The sequence below is a fragment of the Negativibacillus massiliensis genome (genome assembly GCF_900148495.1).
In the GTDB taxonomy this organism is placed as follows: Bacteria; Bacillota; Clostridia; order Oscillospirales; family Ruminococcaceae; genus Negativibacillus; species Negativibacillus massiliensis.
The window spans coordinates 825,839-851,015 of record NZ_FTRU01000008.1 but is presented as its reverse complement, the minus strand read 5'-3'; the positions used below and the strand labels follow the sequence as shown (position 1 = coordinate 851,015).

Below are 25,177 nucleotides of genomic sequence, written 5' to 3'. Positions count from 1 at the left end.
AAAATCAATGCCTACAAAATTATTTCGATTGTTATTATACTTTTCCTATTTTTATCTGTCAATTGTTTTTGATAAAAAAATCGCAAAAAATGCAAGGGAATTCCTGTCCTTCACCGCTCACATTCCGCAGATTTTTGTAAAGCAGAACAGTTTTTTACTTTTAAACCTGTACTTTTCAAATAAAGTATTGTATAATAAGGGTGTAATTTTCTGGATATTCTCTTATTATGGCAAAGGAGTGTTTTTATGTCCTTAACTGTTGGCGACATTTTGAATATGGAAGAACTGCGGGACTACCGTATCCTGGGCGGAAAAAAGGGACTTGGGCGCGAAGTTTCCACCGTAACGGTAATTGATACTCCCGATCCGGAGCAATGGATTCGGGAAGGGGAACTTCTGGTCACCTCCGGTTATGTCATCAAGACCGGCATCACCGATCTTGCAGGACTGATTCGTAAGATGGACCGTACCGGCGCTTCTGCCCTCTTTGTAAAACTCGGTTCCTATCTGGATTCTCTGGATGATGAAACCATCCGCACTGCAAACGAAATCGGATTCCCAATCATCCACATGCCATCCAGCTGCACCATCTCTGAGATCATCAATCCGGTCTTTAAAAAGCTGATCGATGTACAGGCTTCCGCAATTCGCCTTTCCGAAAACATCAGCACCTCCTTCATCAACACGGTTATCAACGGGGGCAGCATCACCGATATCATCAACACCCTCTCTACCCTGCTCAACCAGAATATCGCGTTTTATGACGTTGCATTTAACAAAATCTATCTTTCCAAAAACGCTTCCCTCAAAGAGGATTTCAAGGACAGCTTCCAGCTTTCCTACCCACACATGGGTGTCACCTTTGATGATAAGGATTATGGATACATTGTTATCATTGACGAAGGCCGCCAGGAACTGAGCAGCTACGAAAGCATGATTTTAAACCATGCCTCCACCGCTTTAAAGCTGATTGCACAGAAATATATTTCCAACATGGAAATCGAGTCGCGCTATCGTGACGGTTTTGTTCAGGACATTGTCCTCAACAATATCAAGAGCTTCCAGGAGGTCATCAAGCGCGGCAAGATTTATGGCTGGGATTTGAGCGAAAAATTCTATACCACCATCATTGTCGATATCGATGACTTTAAGATTCAGTACCTCAACATCCGCAGCAAAAAGGACAGCGAAAACATCGAAAAGCACAATGATGAGATTTTCGATTACTCGCTCAAGTTCTTCCGCAAACATTTTAAGAGCGTTCTGTACACCAAGTTTACCGACAGCACCGCTTTCATCCTCAAACACGACAAGCCGGATGAGGAACTGTGCAAAAAGATTGCTGCCTGCTGCAATACACTGAAAAACGAGATCCTCTCGCTGTACAACTTCTCGGTTACCATCGGTATTTCCGAAGCCAAAGACAGCATTATGGAATGTCACACTGCTTATCAGGAATCCCAGAAGGCTGTTAAAATCAGCCGTCTGATTTACAAGCGAGACAACGTTATGCTCTACACCGAGCTTGGTATCTACAAATTCCTGGACGGTATCAAGGACAACAACAGTGTCAAGGAATTTTACAAAGAATACATCGACAAAATCTGCCGTCACGATGAGCTGCACAACACCGACTTTATGGAAACACTCATCAACATTGTTCAGAACGGCTGGAATTTGAAGATGGCATCCGACACAATGTACCTGCACTACAACACCATCAAGTATCGATACAAGAAGATTGAGGAAATCTCGGGACTTGACCTTGACCGCACCGAAGAAAAGCTGAGCATGGAGCTTGCCGTCAAGATCTACCTGATGAACCACATTTAGCAGGCTGACCAGCTTGAAGCTGGTCACTGTTCGCCTACGGCGCAAAGACGGGTAGTATGACATATATACAAAAGTTTTTGGTCGAGCTTTTTACAAAAAGCTCGTGGTGTCCAGAGGCAACGCCTTTGGGCACTCGTCGCAACGAGCGAAAAGCTTTTATCCGTTCAGGCGTATTTTCTGAAGTTTGAACCTCTTTTACAAGAGAAAAGAGGTTCAAGAGCCGATTGTTTGTAAGGAGCGAACTCAAAAATTATCCGGTGGATGATTTTTGACGGTACCCGCTTGAAGCTGCACGCGATTCGCGTTGTCGGTTTCGCGCAAATTTGAAAGTCCCGTTCTCGCGCAGGTCGCTTGCCTCCGGCTGCGCTCGGCAGCTTGAAGCTGCACGCAATTCGCGTTGTCGGTTTCGCGTGAACTTGGAAATCTCGCTCTTGCGCAGATCGCTTATCTTCCGGCTGCACTTGGCAGACTGAGCCGCACGCTGTTTCGTGCTTTGGTGTAGTGCGATGCGTCAGTTTCAGCACACGGCAACGCTTTCGTTAATACACTTGCTCATTCAAAGAAAACAAACGTTTTGTCGGGCATATCTTTTAGATTTGCTCTCCTTTTATCCAAAGATGGAGGTGTGCGTCAAAACATCATCAGGATTAAACATTTAAGGCAGAAGTAAAACCAACATTTTGTACGGTAGTACAGGAAAAAGTGAGGAAAGCTAAAATGAGAAATCCTGAAATTGAAAAGAAGATGTACGACTTAGCAATCGAGCTGATTGAACAAAGATATCCAACTGGCTGGGGCGGCGCTGCAGTCATCCACACTGACAAAGATCACTACTTTACCAGTGTTGCCATTGAAACAGCAAACGGTTCAGCTGGATTATGTATTGAGGTCGGCGCGATGTGTGAAGCGCACAAATACAATGAAAAGGTTACGCACTGCCTGTGTGTAACACGCGATGACGAAAAATCCCCTTATAAGATTTTATCTCCCTGCGGAATCTGTCAGGAAAGATTACACTATTGGGGACCTCAAGTTCAGGTTGGTGTTACCACAGAAAATGGAGAAATCCTGTTTGTAGAGTTAAAAGAGCTGCAGCCATATCACTGGAGCAAAGCTTACCCTGCAGAGGAATTGGACCATTACATTGAAAAAGCGTAACTCTCGGGAACTTCTCCTCTTCCCCATTTTCAGAAAACCATTTAAAACACTAAAAAAAGCTCATTCCCGATCGGGAATGAGCTTTTTTTGTATCACTTATTTCTTGCAGCCGAGGTACAGCAGAATCAGGTTGATGCTGTTTTCCAGTGCAGAGTAGTGGGTTCTTTCCATACCGTGGGAAGCATGAACACCAGGACCAATCAGACCGCCCTTGATGTTGTGGCCGCCGTGCAGAGCAGCGCCAACGTCAGAACTGTATCTTGGATAGATGTCAACTGCATATTTCAGACCATTTTCTTTTGCCAGCTCGATGAGTTTGCTGGTCATGTCGTAGTCGTAAGGACCACCGGAATCTTTTGCACAGATGGATACATCGTATTCTGTGCAGGTCAGATCCAGACCGATACAACCCATGTCAACAGCCAGAATTTCAGATACATCGGATGGAATGTAGGAAGCACCATGACCTACTTCTTCAAATACAGAGATAAAGAATTTGGTCTTGTACTGTGGTTTGAGTCCCTGCTCTTTCATGATCTTCAGAGCGGTCAGCAGGCAAGCAACACTGCCTTTATCGTCGATGAATCTGGATTTGAGGAAGCCGCTTTCTGTTACAACAGTCTTTGGATCGTAGCAGATATAGTCGCCTACCTGAATACCGAGGTTCAGAACGTCTTCTTTGTTGTGAACCTGCTCGTCGATGCGGACGATCATGTTGTCCTCATCTCTGGTTCTGGTGGAAGCATCCGGATGAACGTGAACAGCCGGGCTTTCGGAAATGATAGTACCGGTGTAAACACGACCATCTCTGGTGTGGATGCGGCAGTATTCACCGTCGAGAGTTGGCATGATTGGACCGCCAACCTTTGTGAATTTCAGATTACCATCGGAGGTGATGGAGCGAACCATCAGACCAAGAGTATCAACGTGAGCGGAAAGCATAACAGTTTTGCTGTTGTCTTCGCCGTCGATGGTGATGATACCGCAGCCTTTTTCGATCTGTTCGAATTTGTAACCCAGACCGGTTGCGATTTTCTCAACTTCCTTTACAACTGCATGGTAGTAACCGCTTGGGCTGTCAATACCAAAAATTGTTTTTGCTGTGTCAAAAAGATATTCCTTGTAATTTGCTACCTGAAAAACATCCATGACAAATACCTCCCAAAATATATATATATTACTTATCGGATTAACTCCGGTAAAGTCCTTTGTTTTTATCTTTCCTGTTTTCGTGTGTTTGTTGTACGAAATGTCCAGCTTCAAGCTGGTACCGTCAACAATCATCCGCCAGCTGCGCCATTCTCAAACGGGCGAGCGCCGTGTATTGAAACTACCATCAACGCGCAAATTGCATGCAGGCTCAGCCTGCCGAGCGCAGCCGGAGGCAAGCGACCTGCGCGAGAACGAGACTTTCAAGTTTGCACGAAACCGACAACGCGAACTTAGTCCAGCTTCAAGCTGGTCAGCCTGCCTATACTTCGATTTCTGCCCACTTTCCTTTGCGGAAACGGGTACCGTTGAGAATACATCTCATGCACTGGTCAATAAACAGTGAAATCCATGCACCAACCAGTCCCCAGCCAACCGGATAACAAAGTACCCATGCTGACAATGGACGGATAATCGCAATACTGATAAATGCTGTAATAGCTATGTATCGTGCATCACCGGCACCTCTCAAACATCCTGTATAGGAAAGTGCGGATGTCTGAATAACGGTAGTCGCTGCGATAATCAGCATCAAGGTTCCCGCTTCGGTAATAATTGCCGCTTCATCGGTAAACAGTCCGATAATCTGGTATCGGAACACAACAAAGATAACTGATAAGGTGCCGGAAATTGCATACAGCAATACCTTGTTCACCTTTACATACAGCTTTGCCATGTCCGGACGTTTTGCGCCCAGTGACTGTCCAACCAGCGAAGCAATCGCAATACTAAATCCATCTCCAAACGAGAAGGAAAGGTTGATCACGTTCATGCAGATCTGGTGGGTTGCAAATGCGATGGTACCCAGCCCTGCAACGATTCTGACGTAAGTAAAGAATCCGATTCGCATAAACAGCTGCTCGATCACTGCACTGTAGCTGATCTTCCAGATGCTGCCCAGTGTCTCTTTATCCAGCCTCCATTTATCCCTGAGTCTGATGTGCAGGTAAGTATCATGCGGCAGGATCGAACGAATCGACATCAGGCACGCAACGGTACTTCCCAAAATGGTTGCCAGTGCGGCACCCTTTACTTCCAGACGCGGAAATCCCAGATTCCCATGAATCAGCAGATAGTTAAAAATCAGGTTAATGCCGTTGGAGGTCAAATTGGTGGTCATCGCAATTCTTGTGTTGCCTACACCTCTTTGTGCTGCATTTACTGTAAGTCCTATACACATCGGCACAAAACCGATCATCAGGATTCTGAAATAATCAATCGAGTCCTGCATGGTATCCGCTGCAGCGCCGGAAATGCTCATAATCGGCTCTGCAAAGACAAATCCCAGAATCGCCAGAATCAGCGAAAGTGTGAAGGTGATCATTAAAGCGACACGCACACATTTCTGTGCGCCTTCTCTGTTTTCCTGTCCCCTTCTTCGTGCAACAACCGTGGTGACACCGACGTTTAACGAGTTAATCAGCGCAAGCAAAATAAACTTTGGCTGATTGGTCAGTCCCACCGCTGCAATTGCTGCCGGTCCCAGTCCGCCTACCATGATGGTATCGACCGAACCGACCAGGCTGACCAGTACCGTTTCGGCTGCGGAAGGCCACGCAATATTCAGTGCTCTGCGGTACACTTCCTTGGTCGATGGAACTGGTCCTTGAAAATCAATCTTCCTAGCGAGATGTTCGCTGGAAACATACTTTAATATGCCGCTTGTTCCACTCAAACTCCATCCACTCCTCACCGGACATTCCGGTTATTTTAATTCGGCAATCGTTACGCCATCTTCTCCCTCGCCATAAACACCGAGGCGGAAGGTGCGTACCATTTTGTGGTTTTTCAGGTGCTGCTGGATTGCGCTTCTCAGCGCACCGGTTCCCTTACCGTGAATGATGGTGATGGTTTTGATACCCATGAGTAAACAACTGTCAATATACTGATCGACCATCATGATTCCCTCTTCGATGGTCTGTCCGCGCAGGTCAATCTCGCTGCTTGCACTGCGCTGCGATTTATCTTTCAGTGTCTTGGTGACACCGCCATTATTCTTGCGTTCCATGCGGTCAATCTGTCTGCGGCGTTTTTTATCCACCAGTCTCAGATCACTGACCGGAACTTTGGTTTTCATGATGCCCGCCTGAACCTGTACATTTCCGGAGCTGTCAGGATCGGAAAGAAGTACGCCTTCCTCGTTAAGCTGCACAACCAGAACCAGGTCGCCCTTCTTGAACGGACGCGGCGGAATATATTCCTCCTTCATCCTTCCAATAACCGGATTTGCGATATCTTCCAGACGGTTGATGTTAGATTTGTAAACCGATTTTGCACCCTGCACCAGCTTGGAGAACTCCTCACTTTCCTTCTGCTTGCGCAGATCGTCGAGCTCTTCCAGCAGTTTCGCCGATTCGGCTTTTGCCGAAGATACGATTCGGTTTGCTTTTTCCTGCGCGTTCTGCAATTCGCGCTCCATCATCTTATAGGTCTTTTGCTTGTACTGTTCGAGGTTGCGTTTGGACTCGAGCTGTTCTGCCTTGAGTCTGTCAACTTCTTCCTTTTCCTTTTCCAATGCCTGGCGTGCTTCATCCAGCTGAGCCAGAACATCCTCAAAGCGGGTCTTTTCTGCTGAGATGTTCTGTTTTGCCGCTTCGATGATTTCCTCCGGCAGTCCCAAACGCTGGCTGATTGCAAAGGCGTTGGATTTTCCCGGAATACCAATCAGCAGACGGTAGGTCGGCTTTAAGGTTTCGACATCAAATTCGCAGCTTGCATTGCAGACATTTTCGGTCTGCAGCGCGTACTCCTTGATTTCTGCATAGTGGGTGGTTGCCGCAATCTTTGCACCGTACATAGCAAGGCGCTCCATAATGGAAATTGCAAGCGCTGCACCCTCAACAGGGTCGGTTCCCGCTCCCAGCTCATCAAGCAGCACCAAACTGTCTGAATCTGCCTCCTCGATAATCGACACAATGTTTGTCATGTGCGCCGAGAAGGTGGACAGGCTCTGTTCGATGCTCTGCTCGTCGCCGATGTCGACCAGCACTTTCTTATAAACCGAGATCGTGCTGTTTTCAGCAACCGGCAGCATCAGTCCGCACATTGCCATCAGGGTAAGCAGACCCAATGTCTTTAAGGTAACAGTCTTACCGCCGGTATTTGGACCGGTGATGACCAGCGTATTAAAATCCTTACCGAGATTTACGTCGGTCGGGACAACCTTTTCCGGATCAATCAACGGATGACGGGCACGTTTTAAATCGATCTCTCCGCTGTCCACAATATTTGGAACAGTTGCCTTCATTTTGTAAGCAAGCGAAGCCTTTGCAAAATAAAGGTCAATCTCCACCAAAGCACGGTAGCTTTGAATAATCGGTTCTGCAAAAGAGCCGACCATCACCGAAAGTTCGGCAATGATGCGCTCGATCTCGCGTTTTTCCTTTGCCTGAAGCACGCGGATCTCGTTGTTTGCTTCTACAACCGCCATTGGCTCGATAAAGATGGTCGCACCGCTGGCAGAGGTATCATGAACCAGACCTTTGATCTCAGAGCGGTGTTCACTCTTGACCGGAACAACAAAACGTCCGTCACGCATGGTGACCAGTGTTTCCTGAAGATATTTGCTCTGGGTCGGGGACTTGATGATTGCATCAAGCTTTTCTCTGACACGCAGTTTTGCCTGATTGATCTTGCGGCGCAGATCGCCAAGCTCTCGGCTGGCGCTGTCCGCAAGCTCTTCCTCAGAAAGAATTGCGTTGTCGATGGTGTTTTCCAGCTCGCGGTTTGGCATCAAAAGCTCAAACAATACATCCAGAGAGGTGCTCTCCCCTTCACAGCGTTTGCGCCAGTCCTTAACCGAGCGGATATTGTGCAGCACTGCAGAAACATCCAGCAGTTCCCGCAGTGAAAGGTTGGAACCTTTTTCTGCTTTCTTTAAAGCCGCTTCACAGTTTTTCAGTTTATGTAAAGCTGGCGAGGTGTATCTTGCGCTGAGCATATAGGCATCCGCTGTTTTCTGCATCAGAGCTTTCACCTGTGCATAGTCTTCCAGCGGTGTCAGAGAAAGTGCCATCTGCTTGCTGTCATCGCAGTTTGCCTGCTCCGAAAGCTTTTCCAGCACTTTATTCAATTCCAGTGCACGAAAATACCGTTGTGCCTGGTACATCTCTCTCACATCCTTTATTCACACACTTAAGGTTGTTGCTGCTGCGCTGTCTTCATGACCGAAAGGGTCATATCACGCAGACTGTGGTAAAAATCCAGAGAAGGAAAACTCTTTTCCAACTGCGCTTTGAGATAAATCTCGGTGATTTTCCCTAAGTTTTGCAGCCCTTCCCCAGACATCTTGAATCCAAAAATACGGCCAGACTCCGAGTAGATGATGTGCCGCATCGCTGCAAGCTGCGCTTTGGTCAGCAGAATACTGCCTTGCGGCGGCACCTTCTGGCAATCGGTGCACACAAGCGTTCCCGTTGCCGGAAAGAAATAAAAGCCTTCCGCTTCGTATTCTCCGCATTGCTGGCATCCGACCAGATCCGGCATATAGCCGGACATGGTCAGCATCCGAAGCTCAAACACAGGCTTGATAAAGTCGACCGTTCGTTTTTTCTGTTCCAACAGATGAAGGCAGTTTAAAAACAGTTTGAGGTATTCCTCTGCTTCTTCCCCTTCGGGAGCAAGCTCTTCTGCAAGCTGCCCCATATAGGAAGCAAGCGCCGTCATCTCCAAGTCATCCCTGAGATGATAGAAAATCCGGTTTGCTTCGGCACTGTTGATACTGTACTGATCTTTGTTGTGAAACAGCACAAAGGAAGAATAAGCAAACAGGTCGGTGGAGGCAGACATGGTACCCCCAAGCTTTTTTACCAGCTTGACAAACGCCCTGACAATGCCGTATTCCGCGGTCAGGATGGTAAGCAGACGATTATCGTTGCTCAGAACCCTTTCGTGGATCACCAGTCCGTTTGCTGTCACCTGCATACTCTTCTGTTCCTTCCTCTATGGTTTCATTCTGCTGTGCGCAGTAATTAAGATAGTCACTGATCTTTCCGGTCTGTTCAAACTGCTTCCACAAAAGCTGTGCTGACACTTGTTCTGATTTTTTCATCCCAATCCCTCCGAGCTTGTTTCGATTTCAAAATCCTGCAATCAGAATTTTGGTGCTTAAAAGGATTGTTCCCTAAAAATCTTCACTTATCAGCACTGCCAAATACTGCTATCGTTAATTAAATCCCAGATCGCGGATGGAAAACTCGCTGTTTCTCCAGTCTTCGCGGATCTTGACCCAGCACTGGAGATTGACTCTGGTTTCTAAAAAGCTTTCGATCTCCTGACGCGACTGGCTTGCGATCTTCTTAAGCATACTTCCCTGTTTTCCAATAATCATGCCTTTATGGCTTGATTTTTCACATAGGATAGTCGCGTCGATATCCATGATATCCTTGCCTGGACGTTCGCGCATCCGCTCGATTACAACGGCAGTTCCATGCGGAATCTCGTCACGCATGTTGCGCAGAACCTTTTCACGGATGATCTCTGCCACAATCACCTTTTCCGGCTGATCGGTCAGGGTATCATTCGGGAAGAAATGCGGTCCTTCCTGCGCCTGATCCTGAATGAGCTTGAGCAAAAGCTCAGTTCCATCCTTCTGATAAACGCTGATCGGAACGACCTCTTCGAAATCATACATTCCGGAAATGGTCACCATCTTTTTGACCATATCTTCCTTATTCTGCAAGGTATCGATTTTGTTGATGACCAGGATTGCCGGCAGATGGAGCTGACGGATGTTTTCAATCAGCTGCATTTCTGCTTCGGTCACCTCTCCCAGCGGATCGGTCACAAATACGGCACAGTCCACGTCACCAACCGAGTCGGTCACCTGTTTTACCATATAATCGCCCAGCTTATTTTTGGGCTTGTGCAGACCAGGCGTATCAATAAACACCAGCTGGGTCTCTCCTTCGGTCAAGACGCCGGTAATTCTGGTGCGGGTTGTCTGGGGCTTGTCCGAGATAATGGCAATCTTTTCCCCAACCAACAGGTTTAACAGGGAAGATTTTCCCACATTCGGTTTTCCTACGATGGCAACGAATGCCGATTTTGTCATGGAAATCCTGCCTTTCCTCTATCAAGTCGTTATGATTTTCCTGATTTAAAAATAAAAAACATGCTTAAAATCGCAGTGAAAAAAAGTGCGGCAAGCTTAAACGGGTGAGTAAGCAAATCTACCGCGACAAGCATCAGGGCTTCTGGCTGCCAAAACAGGCACACCCCAACACAAACTGCCGCCGCTGCACTCACCAGTACCGCTGCCGCCGCTGCATCTTTTGCTTTTCCTGCCAGTGGGTGAAGTTGCGGAGAACATAGATCGACTGCATTCTCTACTGCGGTGTTTAAAAGCTCCATGGCAAACACCGCCCCGATGGTCAGGAATAAAACAGCGTCCTCTGCGTGGGAAAAAGAAAAATATTCTCCATAAAATCCCCGCAGGCAAAAAACATAAAAGGCTGCCGTCAGATGAAAGCGAAAGTTCCTTTCTTCCCGAATGGTACATACAATGCCCTTTCCTGCCGCACCAAAGGAAGACAAAAATGATTTAAGCGTCGACATCTTCTTCCGGAACAAAGCTCATATCGCGCTGTAATCCAAGCTTGGTCAAAACCAGCTCTTCCTTTTCTCTCATACGCAGCGCTTCCAGATGGTCTCCCTCATGGTCGTATCCCAGCAGGTGCAGCATCGAGTGAACGGTCAAAAAACCGATCTCACGGCGCAGAGAATGTCCATACATCTGTGCCTGTTCGATTGCGCGCTCTACCGAAATTACAATGTCACCCAGCATGTACGCGCCGGTTTCATTATTGTAGTCATATACGCCATTTTCTCCCAATGGGAAGGAAAGAACATCGGTTGCGGTGTCCTTATCACGAAATTCATGGTTTAATTCTCGAATCTGCTCGTTATCTACAAAGCTGACGCTGACTTCCGCAGCTCCCTGAAACTCTTCCTGTGTCAGTACCGCACTGCAACAACGGCGAACCAGCAGTCTGATTCCTGTCGGAATTTTCACTGCCTTCTGTCTGTTTGAAATAGCAACTTTTACTCCGTCCATAGTTATCTGCGAGCCTCCTTGTTGTGATATCTCTCATATGCTGTAATGATGTCCTGAACCAGCTTGTGGCGCACAACATCCTTCTCGGTCAATTTCATGATGGCGATGTCATCAATATTTTTAAGCACCTTAACTGCTTCGATCAATCCCGAACGTCCCGCGTTTGGCAGGTCGATCTGGGTTACGTCACCGGTTACAATCGCTTTGGAGTTAAAGCCCAGACGGGTCAAAAACATCTTCATCTGTTCCGGTGTGGTGTTCTGCGCCTCATCCAGAATGATAAACGAATCATCCAAAGTACGTCCGCGCATGTAGGCAAGCGGTGCTACCTCGATGCAGCCCTTTTCCATGTTGCGCTGGAAGTTTTCCGGTCCCATCATATCAAACATCGCATCATACAGCGGACGAAGATACGGGTCAACCTTGTCCTGAAGATCGCCGGGCAGAAAGCCGAGCTTTTCGCCCGCTTCCACCGCTGGACGGGTCAGGATGATGCGGCTGACCTGCTCATCGCGGAACGCGCGAACCGCCATGGCAACAGCAAGATAGGTTTTGCCGGTACCTGCCGGACCGATGCCGAAGGTGATGGTGTTGTTCTCGATCGCATCAATATATTTTTTCTGTCCCAGAGTTTTTGGTTTGATCGGTTTTCCTTTAACGGTCACCGCGATGCAGCTGTTGTTCATCTGCACCATGCTCTGCTCGCTGCCCTGCTCCACCAGTGTCATGACATAGCGGATGTTCTGCTCCGACAGATTGCCGTCCTTCTGAATCATGGCAAGCAGAGTATCGATGGTTCTCTGTGCCTTGGAAACCGCCTCGCTCTCGCCGGTAATTTTAACCTCGGTTCCACGGCAGACAATGTTTACTCCAAAATGTTCTTCAATAATTTTGATGTTCTGATCTGCATTGCCAAACAGGACCAGAACATGTTCGATCTGTTCGATCTGCAATACCTGTTCGATGAATATTCCCTCCAGACCATTTGATAGCCAAAATTTCCTCTATTATTTTTATTCGCTCAATATTATACCACACTCAATCAAATTTTACAAATTTATTTTGATTTTTCTGCGCTTTTTATCGGTTTCTTTAAGGTTTGTCGTATGATTCTGTCCGAGAGTTCAGTAAAATTGGTTCTGTTTTTGCAATATCTTCACAAAACACATAGTCTGCGGTAAAGATGATGCTGTCTCCTTCTGCCTTTTCGCTGATTTTTCGGCTGATTACCTGACAGTCCCCTTTCTGGCGCTCATATTCTGAAAATTTCTGCTCGGCAAATTCTCTTGCCTTTTCCTTGCTGATAGTCACCATCTCTGTTTTTGCAGGAATCACCTGATGAACGGTCATCTCAAACGGAAGCATAATTCCAAACACTTTAATAGGGCGGGTGTAGACGCGTTCAAAACACTCATCCGGCTTTTTTCCTGCCAGAAAAAGCGGAAGGCGCAGTGAACCTATATTGAGATAGCGATAATTTTTTGCCCCGCCCGCAATCAGTTTTTGCTCTTCCGACAAAGCGATCGTCACCTGATACTGCTCGGGATATTCCGCCATGACCTTTGCGCTTGCATGCCGCAGGATGTTTTTTCCCTTGCTGCTGACAACCACTCCGCTCACAACCAGATCACCCTGCTTTACTGTATCCCCCTTGTTGACCGCCTTCTGCCCGTCATACACCTCCATCGAGACGATCTGTCCGCCGCGGGAAGCCACCACATTGCAGGGAGAGCTGTCCTCCACCACTTCATCTCCTTCGTCCCGTTCGCCAATTTCGATTTCCGCTACGCTTCCAATTAAGTTGACCGCCGCCCATCCGATCTCATGATACTCTCTTCGCAAAGACAATGCCAGCTTCTGTACATCCAGACTGTTTTTCCACACGCCCCGCTTTAGCCCCATCTCTTCCAGGGACTGCAAAATCTCCTGCTCACTGACAAGCTCGTTTCCATTTACCCGAATTTCCCATACAAATTCTCCGGACAGCAGCAGAACCAGTGCAAATACCAGAACACCGGTAAGCAGTCCGATTCGCTTGGAGTAGCGTTTCATCAAAAACGGCAGCCCCTGACGCTTGACAACATGCACCCGGACATGCGTCTTTCTGACAAAGGGGCGGATTTTAAAGTATTTTTTCACCGTAGTGGTCGCATAAAACCCATCTTTTGTCGGGGATACCGAAAAAACCGGAATCCCGTTGCGCCCCAGCAGATTAAAGAAGCGCTCCGCAAACTTTCCCTTTACCTCAAAGGTGACACTTCCCCTGATAAATCGTAAGCTCCGAACCAGCAGCAAAAAAATCCCTCCTTAATGACAAAATTCCAGCCCCATGATATATCCCCGGACAATCATGCTTTCCTCACTCATGCAGGCAATTTCCAGTCCCCGCCCGCGAAACTGGATCTGTCCTTCCGGAATATTCAGGCGAATGATATTTTCGTTATATTCTACAATTCCCTTACAGCCGTCAATCAGCGCTTCCTTGTTCGAGACCATCTCGATATGCAGCTCTTTATGAAACAAAGCGCCTGTCAGGGTAACGGCTTCCTTGATTTTCTGCGTTTGAGACTGTTCCTTCTTTCGTCGACTCATCAATGTTTCCTCCTGTTGTTTTATTGACAAGTATATGAAAAGAAAAATCATTTTAGCAGTCAATTTTTCTTTCTCCTGTGCATAAGGATAGGATGACCGCGCACCTCATTTCCAGAGCTGTGCGCATACTATCAACAAAACAAAGGATGATGATTTATGAAAGAAAGTAGCAAAAAGAAAACGACCCTTTTTCGCACCGACCCCGGCAGCTTTCTGGCAGCCGTTTTCTGTGTGTTCTGCGCCGTTTTCCTGATTGTGGACGGACAAACTGTTTCCAAGGGAGTGGTGTCGGGAATTGAATTATGTCTGAAAACCGTTATTCCATCACTGTTTTGTTTTATGGTACTGACCGGATTTTTGCTGCAGAGCGGACTGTACCGCCTGTTGTCTGTTCCTCTCTCCCCTATCACCAAACATCTGTTCTTTCTGCCGCCGGAACTGGGAAGTGTTGTCCTGCTCAGTCTGATTGGCGGCTATCCGATGGGGGCAAAATCCATCGCTGATCTTTTAAATCAGCACCGAATCGAGCCTGGCTGTGCCCAACGGATGCTTCTTTACTGCTGCTGTGCCGGACCTTCCTTTATCATCACTGCTGTGGGCTACGGCATGTTTGGAAGCTATCAGGCAGGATTTGTGCTTTATCTGGTTCAGCTTATCACCTCTCTGATTTTCGCTGTCGTCACCGGAGTCTTTGCCCGAAGAAAAAAACAAAAGCAGGTCCTTGCCTGCTTTGCTCCTGCAAACACGCCTAAGCCGTTTCTCCCTTTTGGTCAGGCATTTGTATCGGCGGTAAGCGGTGCTGTCTCCTCCTTAGCGCAGATGTGCGGATTTATCATTTTGTTTCGTGCCGTATCCGAAGCAGCAGCAAATCTCTTTCAAAATCGTTTTCTTTCCTGCATTTTGCTCGGCAGTCTGGAAGTGACCAATGGATGCCTGCTTTCCGGCATCCTTCCGCTGGGCATCTTGTTTGCGTCTTGCTTTCTTTCCTTTGGGGGATTTTCTGTTATCGCCCAGCTGGCGGGAATTTTAAAGGACACCACCTTATCCATGCGCCCCTTTTTGGCTGTAAGGGTACTGCACGCTGTCTGTTCGTCCTTTCTGGTCTTCTGTTACCTGAAACTCTTTCCACAAACAGCAGCGGTCTTTTCTTCTTCGTCCCAGCCGCTTCCCATCAGTAACGAAAACACCCCCCTCTTGACTGGCTGTCTGATTATGATGAGCATTCTATTTCTGTTCGAACTTTCACAAAACCGCTACAACACACCTTATCCCATGAAAAACACCAAAAGTTTTTAAATTTTTTGAAAAAACAGATCCTCACAATAGCTTTTTGAGTCAATTTTTGTTAGACTAAGATTATAAAAGAAATCGTCGTTCGATGAAAAGTCGAAATTCGATTTTCAGTCGAAATTGAGGTGAGGATTTTGAAGAAAAAAAGACTCCTTTCGATGATATTAGCTGTTGCCCTGCTTTTATCCGGAAGCATTTCAGGATTTGCAACCGATACAGATACCTTAACCGAACCCAATACCGTCCAGGACCGTCTGGAGCAGGAACGCTCCTATTTTTCCGGCGGACAAAGCTTAAATGGTGTTGTCATCGACAGCATCGGTACCTGCAGCTATCCCCAATCCAGTGAAACCGGTTACTGGCAGCTGCGTCCCGAGGCAGAAGAGATGGTAGCGTTAGCATCCAGTATCGGGATGGATACCATCTTTTATCCGGTCAATCCCCAAATGGGCTCGATGTACCATTCGTCCTATCTCAAACAAAATCCAGCTCTTTCCAAAGATGGTGGATTTTCTCTGAAAGACCCGCTCAAATCCCTGATTAAAGAGAGTGAAAGCAGCGGCCTTTCTCTTTGTGCTGTCATCTCTCCATTTGATCTGGGAAATGTTTCTTACAACGAAGAGTACAACACCCGCGCATCCGATTATCCCCAGCTAGTAAAACAGAATGGAAATTCCCTTTTCCTCGATCCTTCACAGGAAGAGGTCTGGAAGCTGATCGGAAATCTTTCTCTGGAGCTTGTTTCAAACTATAAAATCAACGGTGTCGTCATTGATTTCAATGACTGCTTTACCAAATATGGCGCATCTCTGCCCGCTTTAAAAAACATCATGCTCTCTGTTCGGGATAATGTCCGCCGCCGCTCTTCGGTGGTCAAAATTGGTGTGATCTTTCCAAAAGAGATGATGGAACTCTTCTCCCAGCAGGAAATCCTGAGCTTTTTAAAGGAACTGGCAGCCGAGGAATGTGTGGACTTTATCATGCCGCAGATTGTCGGCAGTGTCTCTGGAGAAAATGCGTATGAGCAGGAACTGCTTGTCTGGAAAAACATGCTGCAAACTCTGCCGCAGCTGGCTTTGTTCCCATATCAGGACGCCTCAATGGTTTTGGCACCCCGCACAGAACAGACCTTCTATTCTGACCCGCAGGAAACACTGTTCCGTCAGTTTTCCACTCAGACAAACTCGGTCTACGGCTGTGTGATCAACTCCATGCGGAATATTCTTCTGCTCCCTTCCCTTTATTCGGATATGAGCACTCCGCAAAACAGTTCCCTTTGGTATGAGGACAGCTTCCTGAAAAAAACTTCGGGGCTGACTGTCGGTTCCCCGGCTGATACCGTTACTACATCACAAAGTTCCTACCCGATCACCGGAAGCTGTGACCCAAACCAGCCACTTTACCTTAATGGGCAGGAATATCAGGGAGCTTATGGTGAAATCCTTCCTTCCGGATATTTCTCCTTCTCGGTTCCGCTTTCGGTCGGTATCAACAGCTTTTCCTTGGAACAGAACGGCAAAAAGCGCACCGTAACCATCACCCGAACCGATGATGCTTCGCAGGAGACAACCCCGATCAACTGCATTCAGCCTGAGTCGACCTACCCTGTAAACGATGAGATTGTCTCATCCACAACCCCTTCTTTCCTTTCCTGTGTTGCGCCTTCCGGAGCACAGGTCACTGCAAGAATCGGTACAGAAGTTTATCCGCTTACTCAGGTGAATCCTTCCATCCCGCAGGGAGAACCCGCCAAATACACTGCTCCTCTCTATCTGGAAGAAGATCATGAAGCAGAAGTCCGAATTTTAGGACAGGTTTCTTATTCCATGACCTATGGCGGAAAGATCAGCCAGCAGGTTTCTGATGGAAAACTGATTTTTCTTGGAAGCCAGCAGACTGCTGCTGTTCAGTTGACCGCTCCAGTTACCCCTGTGTTCAAAGACAGCTCCGAGAGTGAGATTTTGTATGTTCTTCCGGAAGGAACTAAGGACTCGATCGACCGCTACACGGAAGATCACTTCTATCTCAGCTCTGGTGGCTGTATTCAAAAAGACTCTGCCCGCATTTTGACCAGCACTGCTGACATCTACACCTTGTCCAAAAAGGTCAAAAATGTTGTCATTCAGACAACTAACCGTGGAGAATACATCACCTTTGTTGGTGCTTCTTCTGCTCCTTGCGCTGTAAGATATGATGCGGAAGAAAGGGTTGTCACCCTTACTCTGTCCCACATCACCCAGATGAATGACCGACTGAATTATCTAAACAGCGATTTATTTGAGGATATTCAGGTGGACAAGGACGAAGACCAGGTTCATGTCACCTTAAAGCTAAAAGAAAATATGCCGTTTTATGGATATCAGGTTTCTTTCCATGAAGGAAATATGATTGTCTACTTCCGTTCTCACCTTTCGGAAGATCCCCGCGGAAACACTCCTCCGCTTCAGGGAATGAACATCGTCATCGATGCCGGACACGGCGGAAAGGATTTAGGCGCAGACAGCCTGATGGGCATTCAGGGCGCTAACGAAGAAGCTTTGAACCTTGCCGTAGCCGAAGCACTTTATGACCGTCTGGACAATCTGGGAGCAAACGTCTTCCTGACCAGAAGCGACCACAGTGCCATGGCCGGACTTGACCGCGTTATGGTTGCTCAGTATCGGGAAGCTGACCTCTTCCTTTCCATCCATCATTGCGGAAATCAGAAAAGTGGCATTTCAATTTCCTGCAATCAATTTGGAGAAGAACTGGCACAGCAGCTTTCCGACCAACTGTCCAAACAGCTTCAATGTTCTGCACAGCCAGTAGTACAAACTTCCTCTTATCCAGGTGATGTTTCTCTTGCTCCATCCCTGAATATTGACCTTGGCAATTTGATGAACCCTTCGGACTATGCCCGCGCAAGCAGTTCTGTCAATATTTATCGGACTGCATATCAGCTTGCAGAAATCATTTTTGATTATGTCGATCAATCAAACGTTCAATACCAAGTTGCCTTGCGCACCCCTTCCCAAACAGCAGTACCTGATGATCAGATCGCTCAATCATAAAATGCTTTAACATTGGTATCAGAACGTCATGATCATTGATTGATCTCTTTGCTACTAGAAATCCCAACAACAAAACACCCCGTTTGCTAGACTATTCATCTAACAAACGGGGTTTTTTCATGGTGTCAAAATGGTGTCAATGTGGTGTCAAATAAAGCCTTCTTGATTGATATTTTATAAATTATTGGTTTAATTACGCCACTTTTAAAGCAACATAAATTAGTCCTTCATAAAGTCTTTAAGCTTATCGAAGAACCCTTTTCGTTTTCGGTAGTTCTTATCACCAGTCAGAGTATCAAATTCTTTGAGCGCATCCTTCTGCTTATTGGTCAGGTTGGTTGGAACTTCCAGGTTAACGCGGACGTACTGGTCGCCGCGGCCTCTGCCGTTTACATAAGGAATACCCTTATTTCTCAGGCGGAATACAGTTGCTGGCTGGGTTCCTTCCGGAATATTATATTTTACCTTACCATCGATGGTTGGTACAACGACCTCGTCGCCCAATACAGCCTGTGGGAAGGTGATTGGAATTTCGCACCATACATCAAAGCCATCACGCTCAAACAGTGGGTCAGGACGAACCGATACAGTAACATTGACGTCGCCTGCTGGACCGCCGTTAACGCCGTGGTCACCCTGTCCGCGCAGAACAAAGGTCTGACCATTATCGATACCAGCTGGAACATCCACTTCCAGTTTGACCGATTTTCTGACTCTGCCCATTCCCTTACATTTATCGCAAGGGGTCTTGATGATTTTACCGGTACCGGAACATTTCGAGCAGGCTTTTACGCTCTGGACTACGCCAAACGGAGTACGCTGCTGAACGCGGACCTGACCAGAACCATGACATTCCGGACAGGTTTCAGGAGAAGTACCCTTTGCCGCACCAGTACCAGAACACTCTTCACACTTTATCAAACGGCTGAAACTGATTTCTTTCTTGCAGCCTTTTGCAGCTTCCATAAAGGAAAGCGCAATATCAATGTTGATATTGTTTCCTCGGATTGGTGCGTTTGGATTTCTGGTACGACTGGAACCGCCGAATCCACCGAATCCGCCGCCGCCAAAAAAGCTGTCGAAGATATCACCGATATCTCCAAAGTCAAAGCCGCCTGCGCCAAATCCGCTGCCGCCGCCATAGCTCGGGTCAACACCAGCATGACCAAACTGGTCATAACGGGCACGTTTCTCCGAATCCGAAAGGACAGCGTAAGCTTCATTTACTTCTTTGAATTTTGCTTCTGCTTCTTTATCTCCAGGGTTCAAGTCTGGATGGTACTGCTTTGCCAGTTTACGGTATGCCTTTTTCAGCTCATCGTCTGTGCATCCCTTTTGTACCCCCAGCACCTCATAATAATCTCTTTTTTCCTCTGCCACTCTGTTCACCTACTTTTTCTTTGCTAAAAGAAAAAGTAGGCAAAAAGAAAAGTGTTTGTCTCTCAGGCCACTTTTCTGAATACTTCTGTCTGTTCTCCCCCATCAGAGTATTTTTACTCTTCTGAAAGAAAAGGCAGGCAAAAAGAAAAGTGTTTGTCTCTCAGGCCACTTTTCTGAATACTTCTGTCTGTTCTCCCCCATCAGAGTATTTTTACTCTTCTGAAAGAAAAGGCAGGCAAAAAGAAAAGTGTTTGTCTCCCAGGCCACTTTCCTGAATATTCCTGTCTAATCTCCTCCATCAGAGTATTTTTACTCTTTTGAAAGAAAAGCAGACCTAAAAGAAAAGTGTTTGTCTCCAAAGTCACTTTTCTGAAATATCCAACTGCGTACTTTCTCTTTTAGGTTTCGGTTTATCTTTCCGATCACTTATTCATGTACATGCCATGAGGATTGGAGTATTGCCCCAATCCTCATCAACACGATTTAGCGATTAAACTTCTTTGAAATCAGCATCTACAAAGCCGTCGTTGTTCTGGTTGCCGTTATTGTTGTTCTGAGCACCCATGTCAGGACCTGGCTGACCAGCCTGTGGATTTACATTCTGGTACAGTTTTGCAGATACATCATAGAATTTCTTCTGGAGATCTTCCTGTTTTGCTTTGATGTCGTCGATGTTGGAGCCTTTTACTGCTTCTTTCAGAGCGTTGAGTTTGGTTTCCAGTTCGCTCTTATCAGCAGCATCGATCTTGCCATCAAGTTCGTTCAGAGTTTTTTCTGTCTGGAAGATCATCTGATCTGCGCCGTTGCGGATATCAACTTCTTCACGCTGTTTCTTATCAGCTTCTGCATACTGCTCTGCTTCTTTTACAGCTTTATCGATGTCGTCTTTGGACATGGATGTGGAAGAAGTGATGGTGATGTGCTGTTCTTTACCAGTACCAAGGTCTTTTGCAGATACATGAACGATACCGTTTGCATCGATATCAAAGGTTACTTCGATTTGTGGAGTACCTCTCATTGCTGGAGCGATACCATCCAGACGGAACATACCCAGTGTCTTGTTGTCTTTTGCCATTTCACGTTCGCCCTGCAGAACATGGATATCAACGGATGTCTGGTTATCAGCAGCAGTTGTGAAGATCTGGGATTTCTTGGTTGGGATGGTGGTATTTCTCTCAATGATCTTGGTGGATACGCCGCCGAGGGTTTCCAGGCCAAGGGACAGTGGAGTAACGTCGAGCAGCAGCAGACCTTTTACTTCGCCAGCCAGAACGCCGCCCTGGATAGCAGCACCAACAGCAACACATTCATCTGGGTTGATACCTTTGAATGGATCTTTGCCGGTGATTCTCTTAACAGCTTCCTGTACAGCTGGGATACGGGTAGAACCGCCAACCAGCAGAACTTTGTTCAGGTCGGATGGGCTCAAACCTGCATCGGACAGAGCCTGATTTACTGGACCCATGGTTTTTTCAACGAGGTCTGCGGTCAGTTCATTGAATTTAGCACGGGTGATGTTCATGTCAAAATGTTTTGGACCGGTAGCATCAGCGGTAATGAATGGCAGGTTAACGTTAGCCTGGGTCATGCCGGACAGTTCGATTTTAGCTTTTTCAGCAGCCTCTTTCAGTCTCTGCATAGCCATCTTATCGCCGGAAAGGTCGATACCGTTTTCTTTCTTGAATTCTTCAACAAAGTAGTTGATCAGTCTCTGGTCGAAGTCGTCGCCGCCCAGTCTGTTGTTACCAGCAGTTGCCAGAACTTCCTGTACGCCGTCGCCCATTTCGATGATGGATACATCGAAAGTACCACCGCCAAGGTCGTATACCATGATCTTCTGATCAGTTTCTTTATCAACGCCGTAAGCCAGAGCAGCTGCGGTAGGCTCGTTGATGATACGTTTTACATCCAGGCCAGCGATCTTACCAGCATCTTTGGTTGCCTGACGCTGTGCGTCGGTGAAGTATGCAGGAACGGTGATAACAGCTTCTGTTACAGGCTCACCCAGATATGCTTCTGCGTCAGCTTTCAGTTTCTGCAGAATCATTGCAGAGATCTCTTGTGGTGTATAGGATTTGCCGTCGATGGTTACTTTGTAGTTAGTACCCATTTCACGTTTGATCGAGCTGATGGTTCTGTCAGCGTTTGTAACTGCCTGACGTTTTGCAACCTGACCGATCATTCTTTCGCCTGTTTTGGAGAAAGCAACAACGGATGGGGTTGTACGAGCACCTTCTGGATTAGCGATTACGACTGGTTCGCCGCCTTCCATAACGGCTACGCAGGAGTTTGTTGTACCTAAGTCAATACCAATAGTTTTTCCCATGATGAATTACCTCCATTTTTTCTATAAATCAAATGATATGTTTAACAAAATTTAGTTTGCAACTTTGACCATTGCATATCGAACAACGCGGTCACCGATTTTATAGCCTTTCTGCAAAACCTGTGCAACCACATTTTCGCCATAGTTTTCATCCTCCACATGCATCACTGCATTGTGAAGATCCGGATTAAAGGTTTCGCCTTCCTTACCGATTTCTTCTACCGAAAGATCAGTCATCGTTTTGATGAACGACTGGAAGATCATTTCGATTCCCTTCTTAAAAGCCTCATCCGAGCACTCGGTCTGCATTGCTCTTTCGAAGTTATCGATGATCGGTAAGAACTTTTCAACGGTGTCTGCCTTTGCCTGCGGATAGATCGCATCCTTTTCCTTGATGGAACGTTTGCGATAGTTATCATATTCTGCCAGGGTACGCAGCAGCTTGTCGTTTAATTCGTCAATCTGCTTTTGCAGCTTTTCCTCTGCGGTTGGCTCCTGTTCTTTCTGTTCTTTTTGAACTTCCTGTGTTTCCTGCACAACTTCCTGCTCAGATGCAGTTTCCGGTGTGTTCTCCGGAACATTGTCCTGTGCTTTCTTCTTCACATCCATTCTCCTTTTCGTGTTTTGTTTTATTTGATGTAGTATTAACTAATTCAGATGCTGTTCCTCCATCGTTTCGCTCAAGAGCTCGCCGAGCATCTTCGCAAAATATTCGATATGCGGAATCAGCTTCGGATATTCCATCCGCACCGGACCAATCAGCGCCAAAGTACCGCATCGGGAGGACCCGATATTGAACTTCGCAACCACCACAGTGGAGTTGGAAAGCTCCATGCTGCTGTTCTCTTTTCCGACCGAAACCTTGACTTCATAGTTGCCGTCCGGAATCAGGTCGATTGCTTTTTGCTTCTGTGAAAGCAGCAACACCAGATCCTTCGAGAAATCCTTCATCTCGTCGTAAGAGAGGAGGTTGGTTGTTCCCTTTGCACAAAACTGGCCATCATTGATCTCCTTGCACAAAGAATAGATGGCGGAAAGCAGGGTGGTGAACACCTCGGTGTAATCCCCAAAAGCAAAAGCCACCGAATTGATGTATGCATCGGAAATTTCCTTGAGACTTCTGCCTGCCAACCGGTCGTTTGCAAAACTGGTAAAGAATTCACAGATGTTCTGCGTTACCTGGAAATCAACCCTGCACACTCGGCTCTTGACCGAACCGTTCGAGGCAATCACCATGATGATGACCGTTCGTTCGGCTGCCGGAATCAGTTGAATTCGTTTGACGAATACCTCCGGCGGTGTGCTGGTCGAAGAGATAGTCGCGCAGTGGGTATAATCCGCAAGTGCCTGTGCTGCATCCGAAAGCAGTTTGTCAGGGTCCGGATCGCGGACATTGAACATTGCTTCAATCGACGCCATTTCCATCGGGGAGATCGGACTTGGCTGCATCAGATGATCGATGTAGTACCGATAACCCATATGGGATGGAACCCTTCCTGCCGAGGTGTGCGGCTGCTCGAGAAGTCCCATCTCAAACAGCGCTGCCATATCATTTCGGATGGTCGCAGGAGAAGCGGTGATATCCAAAAGAGCTGCGATTCTTTTGGAGCCGACCGGCTCGCCTGTTCGCGTGTATTCTTCAATGATAGCCTTGAGAATCTTTTGTTTTCTGTTATCCAGTTCCAAAGCCATCACCTCTTTTTCTTCTTTAGCACTCTTATCTCTCAAGTGCTAAACATAATTTAACACTATTTTTCCCATCTGTCAAGGGATTTTTCGTGCTTTCATAATTTTTTAACAACTCTTTTACCTCTTATCCGATATTTGACGTTTTTTCCTGTTTTTCAAAATCTTTTTGCCAAAATATTCCCCTTCTTCTTGCGGCATCCACCTTTTGTGTGGTAAACTTTTGATTGTATTATGATAAATGTCACACGAATATTTTCTCAGGAAAGGCTGAATATTATGAACCAAAATCAAATCAATCCCGAGAAGGAACCGCTCCTTTCCTCCTCCCCAAGCGATGACACTCCTGCTTCTCTGTACTGCAAGGAAAGGCCTCTGCCGGAAAGCAAAAGAAACATCTCCATAAAACACCTGCTGTTTTATCTTGCGGTAATTTTGTTATCCTGCATCTATCTGTTTGTGGGATACCATCTATCGGTGGACAAAGCAGGGCTTTTCCGCAATGAGATGCAGGTCACCTCTTCGGTTGCCAGAGTCACCGAGATTCTGCATGACCGAAACGATATGGGAGAAATCGGCGGACATGTTTATTATGAACACGTCATCACCTTCCAAGCAGACATTCTTTCCGGGGACGGAAAAGGACAAAGCGTGAAAGCTCTTCAAAAAATCGACAACCTGACTGGAAATGGAATGCGTCCTGTCAGTGTGGGAGACAAAATTTTTCTGTTCCAGACAAACCCTGAAGACAACATTGAATGGGAAGCTGGCGACTTCTATCGCTCCGACTCTATCCTGATTCTTGCTGCTGTCTTTTTGCTGGGTCTGTTGGTGTTCGGACGTTCCAAGGGACTTAAGACCATCCTTTCGCTGGTCTTTACCTGTCTTGCCATCTTTGTCGTATTTGTTCCTGCCATTCTTGCCGGATATAACGCCTACTTTGTTTCGATCATCACCTGCCTGTTCACCATCGCCATGACATTGGCACTGGTCAGCGGTCCAAGCCGAAAGAGCCTGTCCGCTGCACTGGGATGTGCCGGCGGTGTCATGGTTGCCGGAATCCTTTCCTTCTTTATGGATCATGTGATGAAGCTGACCGGATATCTCAACGACGAGACCATGTACGTTTCCCTGCTCAATGAATCTTCTCCGATCGATCTGCGTGCAATCATCTTTGCCGCCATCATCATCGGAGCAATGGGGGCAACTATGGACGTTGCGATGGACATCACTTCCTCCCTGTTCGAGATTCACCGCAAAATCCCTGATATTTCTTTCTGGCATCTGGTACAGTCCGGATTCAATATCGGCCGCGATATTATGGGCACTATGGCAAATACGTTGATTCTGGCTTACATCGGTTCTTCCCTTACCACCGTTTTGCTGTACGCGAGCTATCAGGCATCGCTTGAGCAGCTGTTAAACCGTGAGCTCATCATCGTCGAGCTGCTTCAGGCACTTTCGGGCAGTATCGGTATTTTGTGCACCATCCCAATTTCCGCATTCATTGCATCCGGTTTATGTTGTATGAAAAAAAGAGTAATAAAAAAAGAGGCTTAATGCCTCTTTTTTTATTACTAGGATAAAACAACCCCATAT

Annotated in this window: 20 protein-coding genes; 5 read left to right on the top strand and 15 right to left on the bottom strand. The window is 46.8% G+C overall.

The annotated features are described in order from the left end of the window. Positions 1-246 precede the first annotated feature (246 nt). Together BQ5375_RS09960 and BQ5375_RS09955 are read left to right on the top strand one after the other, a co-directional pair. Positions 247-1,833, top strand: coding sequence for a PucR family transcriptional regulator (locus tag BQ5375_RS09960; protein ID WP_022133400.1), 1,587 nt, complete (start codon positions 247-249; stop codon positions 1,831-1,833). 717 nt (positions 1,834-2,550) lie between these two features. Further along, the gene (locus BQ5375_RS09955; protein WP_076917815.1) at positions 2,551-2,991 is read left to right on the top strand and encodes a cytidine deaminase; all 441 of its coding nucleotides are present in this window, start codon (positions 2,551-2,553) and stop codon (positions 2,989-2,991) included. A gap of 96 nt (positions 2,992-3,087) precedes the next feature. Here BQ5375_RS09955 and BQ5375_RS09950 read toward each other — a convergent pair whose 3' ends face one another. From BQ5375_RS09950 to BQ5375_RS09905, 11 genes are all read right to left on the bottom strand, one after another. Beyond that, positions 3,088-4,140, bottom strand: a complete 1,053-nt coding sequence (locus BQ5375_RS09950) for a M42 family metallopeptidase (RefSeq protein WP_076917814.1) — start codon at positions 4,138-4,140, stop codon at positions 3,088-3,090. Positions 4,141-4,462: 322 nt separating this feature from the next. Then, entirely contained in the window at positions 4,463-5,875 is a 1,413-nt protein-coding gene (locus tag BQ5375_RS09945) for an MATE family efflux transporter (RefSeq protein WP_022133397.1), read from the bottom strand. A gap of 30 nt (positions 5,876-5,905) precedes the next feature. Further along, positions 5,906-8,308, bottom strand: coding sequence for an endonuclease MutS2 (locus tag BQ5375_RS09940; protein WP_076917813.1), 2,403 nt, complete (start codon positions 8,306-8,308; stop codon positions 5,906-5,908). A 26-nt stretch (positions 8,309-8,334) separates the two neighbouring features. Further along, the gene (gene recO / locus BQ5375_RS09935) at positions 8,335-9,123 is read right to left on the bottom strand and encodes a DNA repair protein RecO (protein ID WP_022133395.1); all 789 of its coding nucleotides are present in this window, start codon (positions 9,121-9,123) and stop codon (positions 8,335-8,337) included. After that, a complete protein-coding gene (locus BQ5375_RS14250) occupies positions 9,068-9,250 on the bottom strand; it encodes a hypothetical protein (protein WP_022133394.1) in 183 nt (60 codons plus the stop codon). The genes recO and BQ5375_RS14250 overlap by 56 nt, the downstream gene beginning before the upstream one ends. Positions 9,251-9,364: 114 nt before the next feature. Continuing rightward, positions 9,365-10,252: a GTPase Era gene (gene era / locus BQ5375_RS09930; protein WP_022133393.1), complete on the bottom strand. Its 888-nt coding sequence runs from the start codon at positions 10,250-10,252 to the stop codon at positions 9,365-9,367. Between the two features lie 29 nt (positions 10,253-10,281). Next, complete coding sequence (locus BQ5375_RS09925; RefSeq protein WP_083687594.1) at positions 10,282-10,755, bottom strand: diacylglycerol kinase family protein; 474 nt, start codon at positions 10,753-10,755, stop codon at positions 10,282-10,284. After that, positions 10,742-11,254 carry an rRNA maturation RNase YbeY gene (gene ybeY, locus BQ5375_RS09920; RefSeq protein ID WP_022133392.1) on the bottom strand — a complete coding sequence of 171 codons (513 nt, stop codon included), beginning with the start codon at positions 11,252-11,254 and terminating at the stop codon, positions 10,742-10,744. The genes BQ5375_RS09925 and ybeY overlap by 14 nt, the downstream gene beginning before the upstream one ends. Before the next feature lie 2 nt (positions 11,255-11,256). Further along, positions 11,257-12,207 carry a PhoH family protein gene (locus tag BQ5375_RS09915; RefSeq protein WP_022133391.1) on the bottom strand — a complete coding sequence of 317 codons (951 nt, stop codon included), beginning with the start codon at positions 12,205-12,207 and terminating at the stop codon, positions 11,257-11,259. A 139-nt stretch (positions 12,208-12,346) separates the two neighbouring features. Then, complete coding sequence (locus BQ5375_RS09910; RefSeq protein WP_022133390.1) at positions 12,347-13,549, bottom strand: sporulation protein YqfD; 1,203 nt, start codon at positions 13,547-13,549, stop codon at positions 12,347-12,349. 12 nt (positions 13,550-13,561) lie between these two features. Continuing rightward, on the bottom strand, positions 13,562-13,846 hold the full coding sequence (locus BQ5375_RS09905) for a YabP/YqfC family sporulation protein (protein ID WP_022133389.1): 285 nt from the start codon (positions 13,844-13,846) through the stop codon (positions 13,562-13,564). A gap of 156 nt (positions 13,847-14,002) precedes the next feature. On the opposite strand from BQ5375_RS09905, the gene BQ5375_RS09900 reads away from it, so the two are divergent. Continuing rightward, the gene (locus BQ5375_RS09900) at positions 14,003-15,142 is read left to right on the top strand and encodes a sporulation integral membrane protein YlbJ (RefSeq protein WP_022133388.1); all 1,140 of its coding nucleotides are present in this window, start codon (positions 14,003-14,005) and stop codon (positions 15,140-15,142) included. Positions 15,143-15,270: 128 nt separating this feature from the next. After that, entirely contained in the window at positions 15,271-18,186 is a 2,916-nt protein-coding gene (locus BQ5375_RS09895) for an N-acetylmuramoyl-L-alanine amidase (RefSeq protein WP_022133387.1), read from the top strand. A 219-nt stretch (positions 18,187-18,405) separates the two neighbouring features. Here the strand turns inward: BQ5375_RS09895 and dnaJ are convergent, their stop codons facing one another. From dnaJ to hrcA, 4 genes are all read right to left on the bottom strand, one after another. After that, the gene (gene dnaJ, locus BQ5375_RS09890; protein ID WP_076917803.1) at positions 18,406-19,566 is read right to left on the bottom strand and encodes a molecular chaperone DnaJ; all 1,161 of its coding nucleotides are present in this window, start codon (positions 19,564-19,566) and stop codon (positions 18,406-18,408) included. Between the two features lie 490 nt (positions 19,567-20,056). Beyond that, on the bottom strand, positions 20,057-21,892 hold the full coding sequence (gene dnaK, locus BQ5375_RS09885) for a molecular chaperone DnaK (RefSeq protein WP_022132304.1): 1,836 nt from the start codon (positions 21,890-21,892) through the stop codon (positions 20,057-20,059). 51 nt (positions 21,893-21,943) lie between these two features. Further along, positions 21,944-22,525 carry a nucleotide exchange factor GrpE gene (gene grpE, locus BQ5375_RS09880; RefSeq protein WP_268876805.1) on the bottom strand — a complete coding sequence of 194 codons (582 nt, stop codon included), beginning with the start codon at positions 22,523-22,525 and terminating at the stop codon, positions 21,944-21,946. A gap of 15 nt (positions 22,526-22,540) precedes the next feature. Then, a complete protein-coding gene (hrcA, locus tag BQ5375_RS09875) occupies positions 22,541-23,578 on the bottom strand; it encodes a heat-inducible transcriptional repressor HrcA (protein WP_159438033.1) in 1,038 nt (345 codons plus the stop codon). Positions 23,579-23,857: 279 nt separating this feature from the next. On the opposite strand from hrcA, the gene BQ5375_RS09870 reads away from it, so the two are divergent. Next, complete coding sequence (locus tag BQ5375_RS09870; protein WP_159438032.1) at positions 23,858-25,138, top strand: YibE/F family protein; 1,281 nt, start codon at positions 23,858-23,860, stop codon at positions 25,136-25,138. Positions 25,139-25,177: the final 39 nt, after the last annotated feature.

Excerpts from the sequence above, each read along its gene's own strand:
- BQ5375_RS09960 (WP_022133400.1), top strand. The coding sequence starts at position 247 with ATGTCCTTAACTGTTGGCGACATTTTGAATATGGAAGAACTGCGGGAC.
- BQ5375_RS09955 (WP_076917815.1), top strand. The coding sequence starts at position 2,551 with ATGAGAAATCCTGAAATTGAAAAGAAGATGTACGACTTAGCAATCGAG.
- BQ5375_RS09950 (WP_076917814.1), bottom strand. The coding sequence starts at position 4,140 with ATGGATGTTTTTCAGGTAGCAAATTACAAGGAATATCTTTTTGACACA.
- BQ5375_RS09940 (WP_076917813.1), bottom strand. The coding sequence starts at position 8,308 with ATGTACCAGGCACAACGGTATTTTCGTGCACTGGAATTGAATAAAGTG.
- recO (WP_022133395.1), bottom strand. The coding sequence starts at position 9,123 with ATGCAGGTGACAGCAAACGGACTGGTGATCCACGAAAGGGTTCTGAGC.
- BQ5375_RS14250 (WP_022133394.1), bottom strand. The coding sequence starts at position 9,250 with ATGAAAAAATCAGAACAAGTGTCAGCACAGCTTTTGTGGAAGCAGTTT.
- era (WP_022133393.1), bottom strand. The coding sequence starts at position 10,252 with ATGACAAAATCGGCATTCGTTGCCATCGTAGGAAAACCGAATGTGGGA.
- BQ5375_RS09925 (WP_083687594.1), bottom strand. The coding sequence starts at position 10,755 with ATGTCGACGCTTAAATCATTTTTGTCTTCCTTTGGTGCGGCAGGAAAG.
- ybeY (WP_022133392.1), bottom strand. The coding sequence starts at position 11,254 with ATGGACGGAGTAAAAGTTGCTATTTCAAACAGACAGAAGGCAGTGAAA.
- BQ5375_RS09905 (WP_022133389.1), bottom strand. The coding sequence starts at position 13,846 with ATGAGTCGACGAAAGAAGGAACAGTCTCAAACGCAGAAAATCAAGGAA.
- BQ5375_RS09900 (WP_022133388.1), top strand. The coding sequence starts at position 14,003 with ATGAAAGAAAGTAGCAAAAAGAAAACGACCCTTTTTCGCACCGACCCC.
- dnaK (WP_022132304.1), bottom strand. The coding sequence starts at position 21,892 with ATGGGAAAAACTATTGGTATTGACTTAGGTACAACAAACTCCTGCGTA.
- BQ5375_RS09870 (WP_159438032.1), top strand. The coding sequence starts at position 23,858 with ATGAACCAAAATCAAATCAATCCCGAGAAGGAACCGCTCCTTTCCTCC.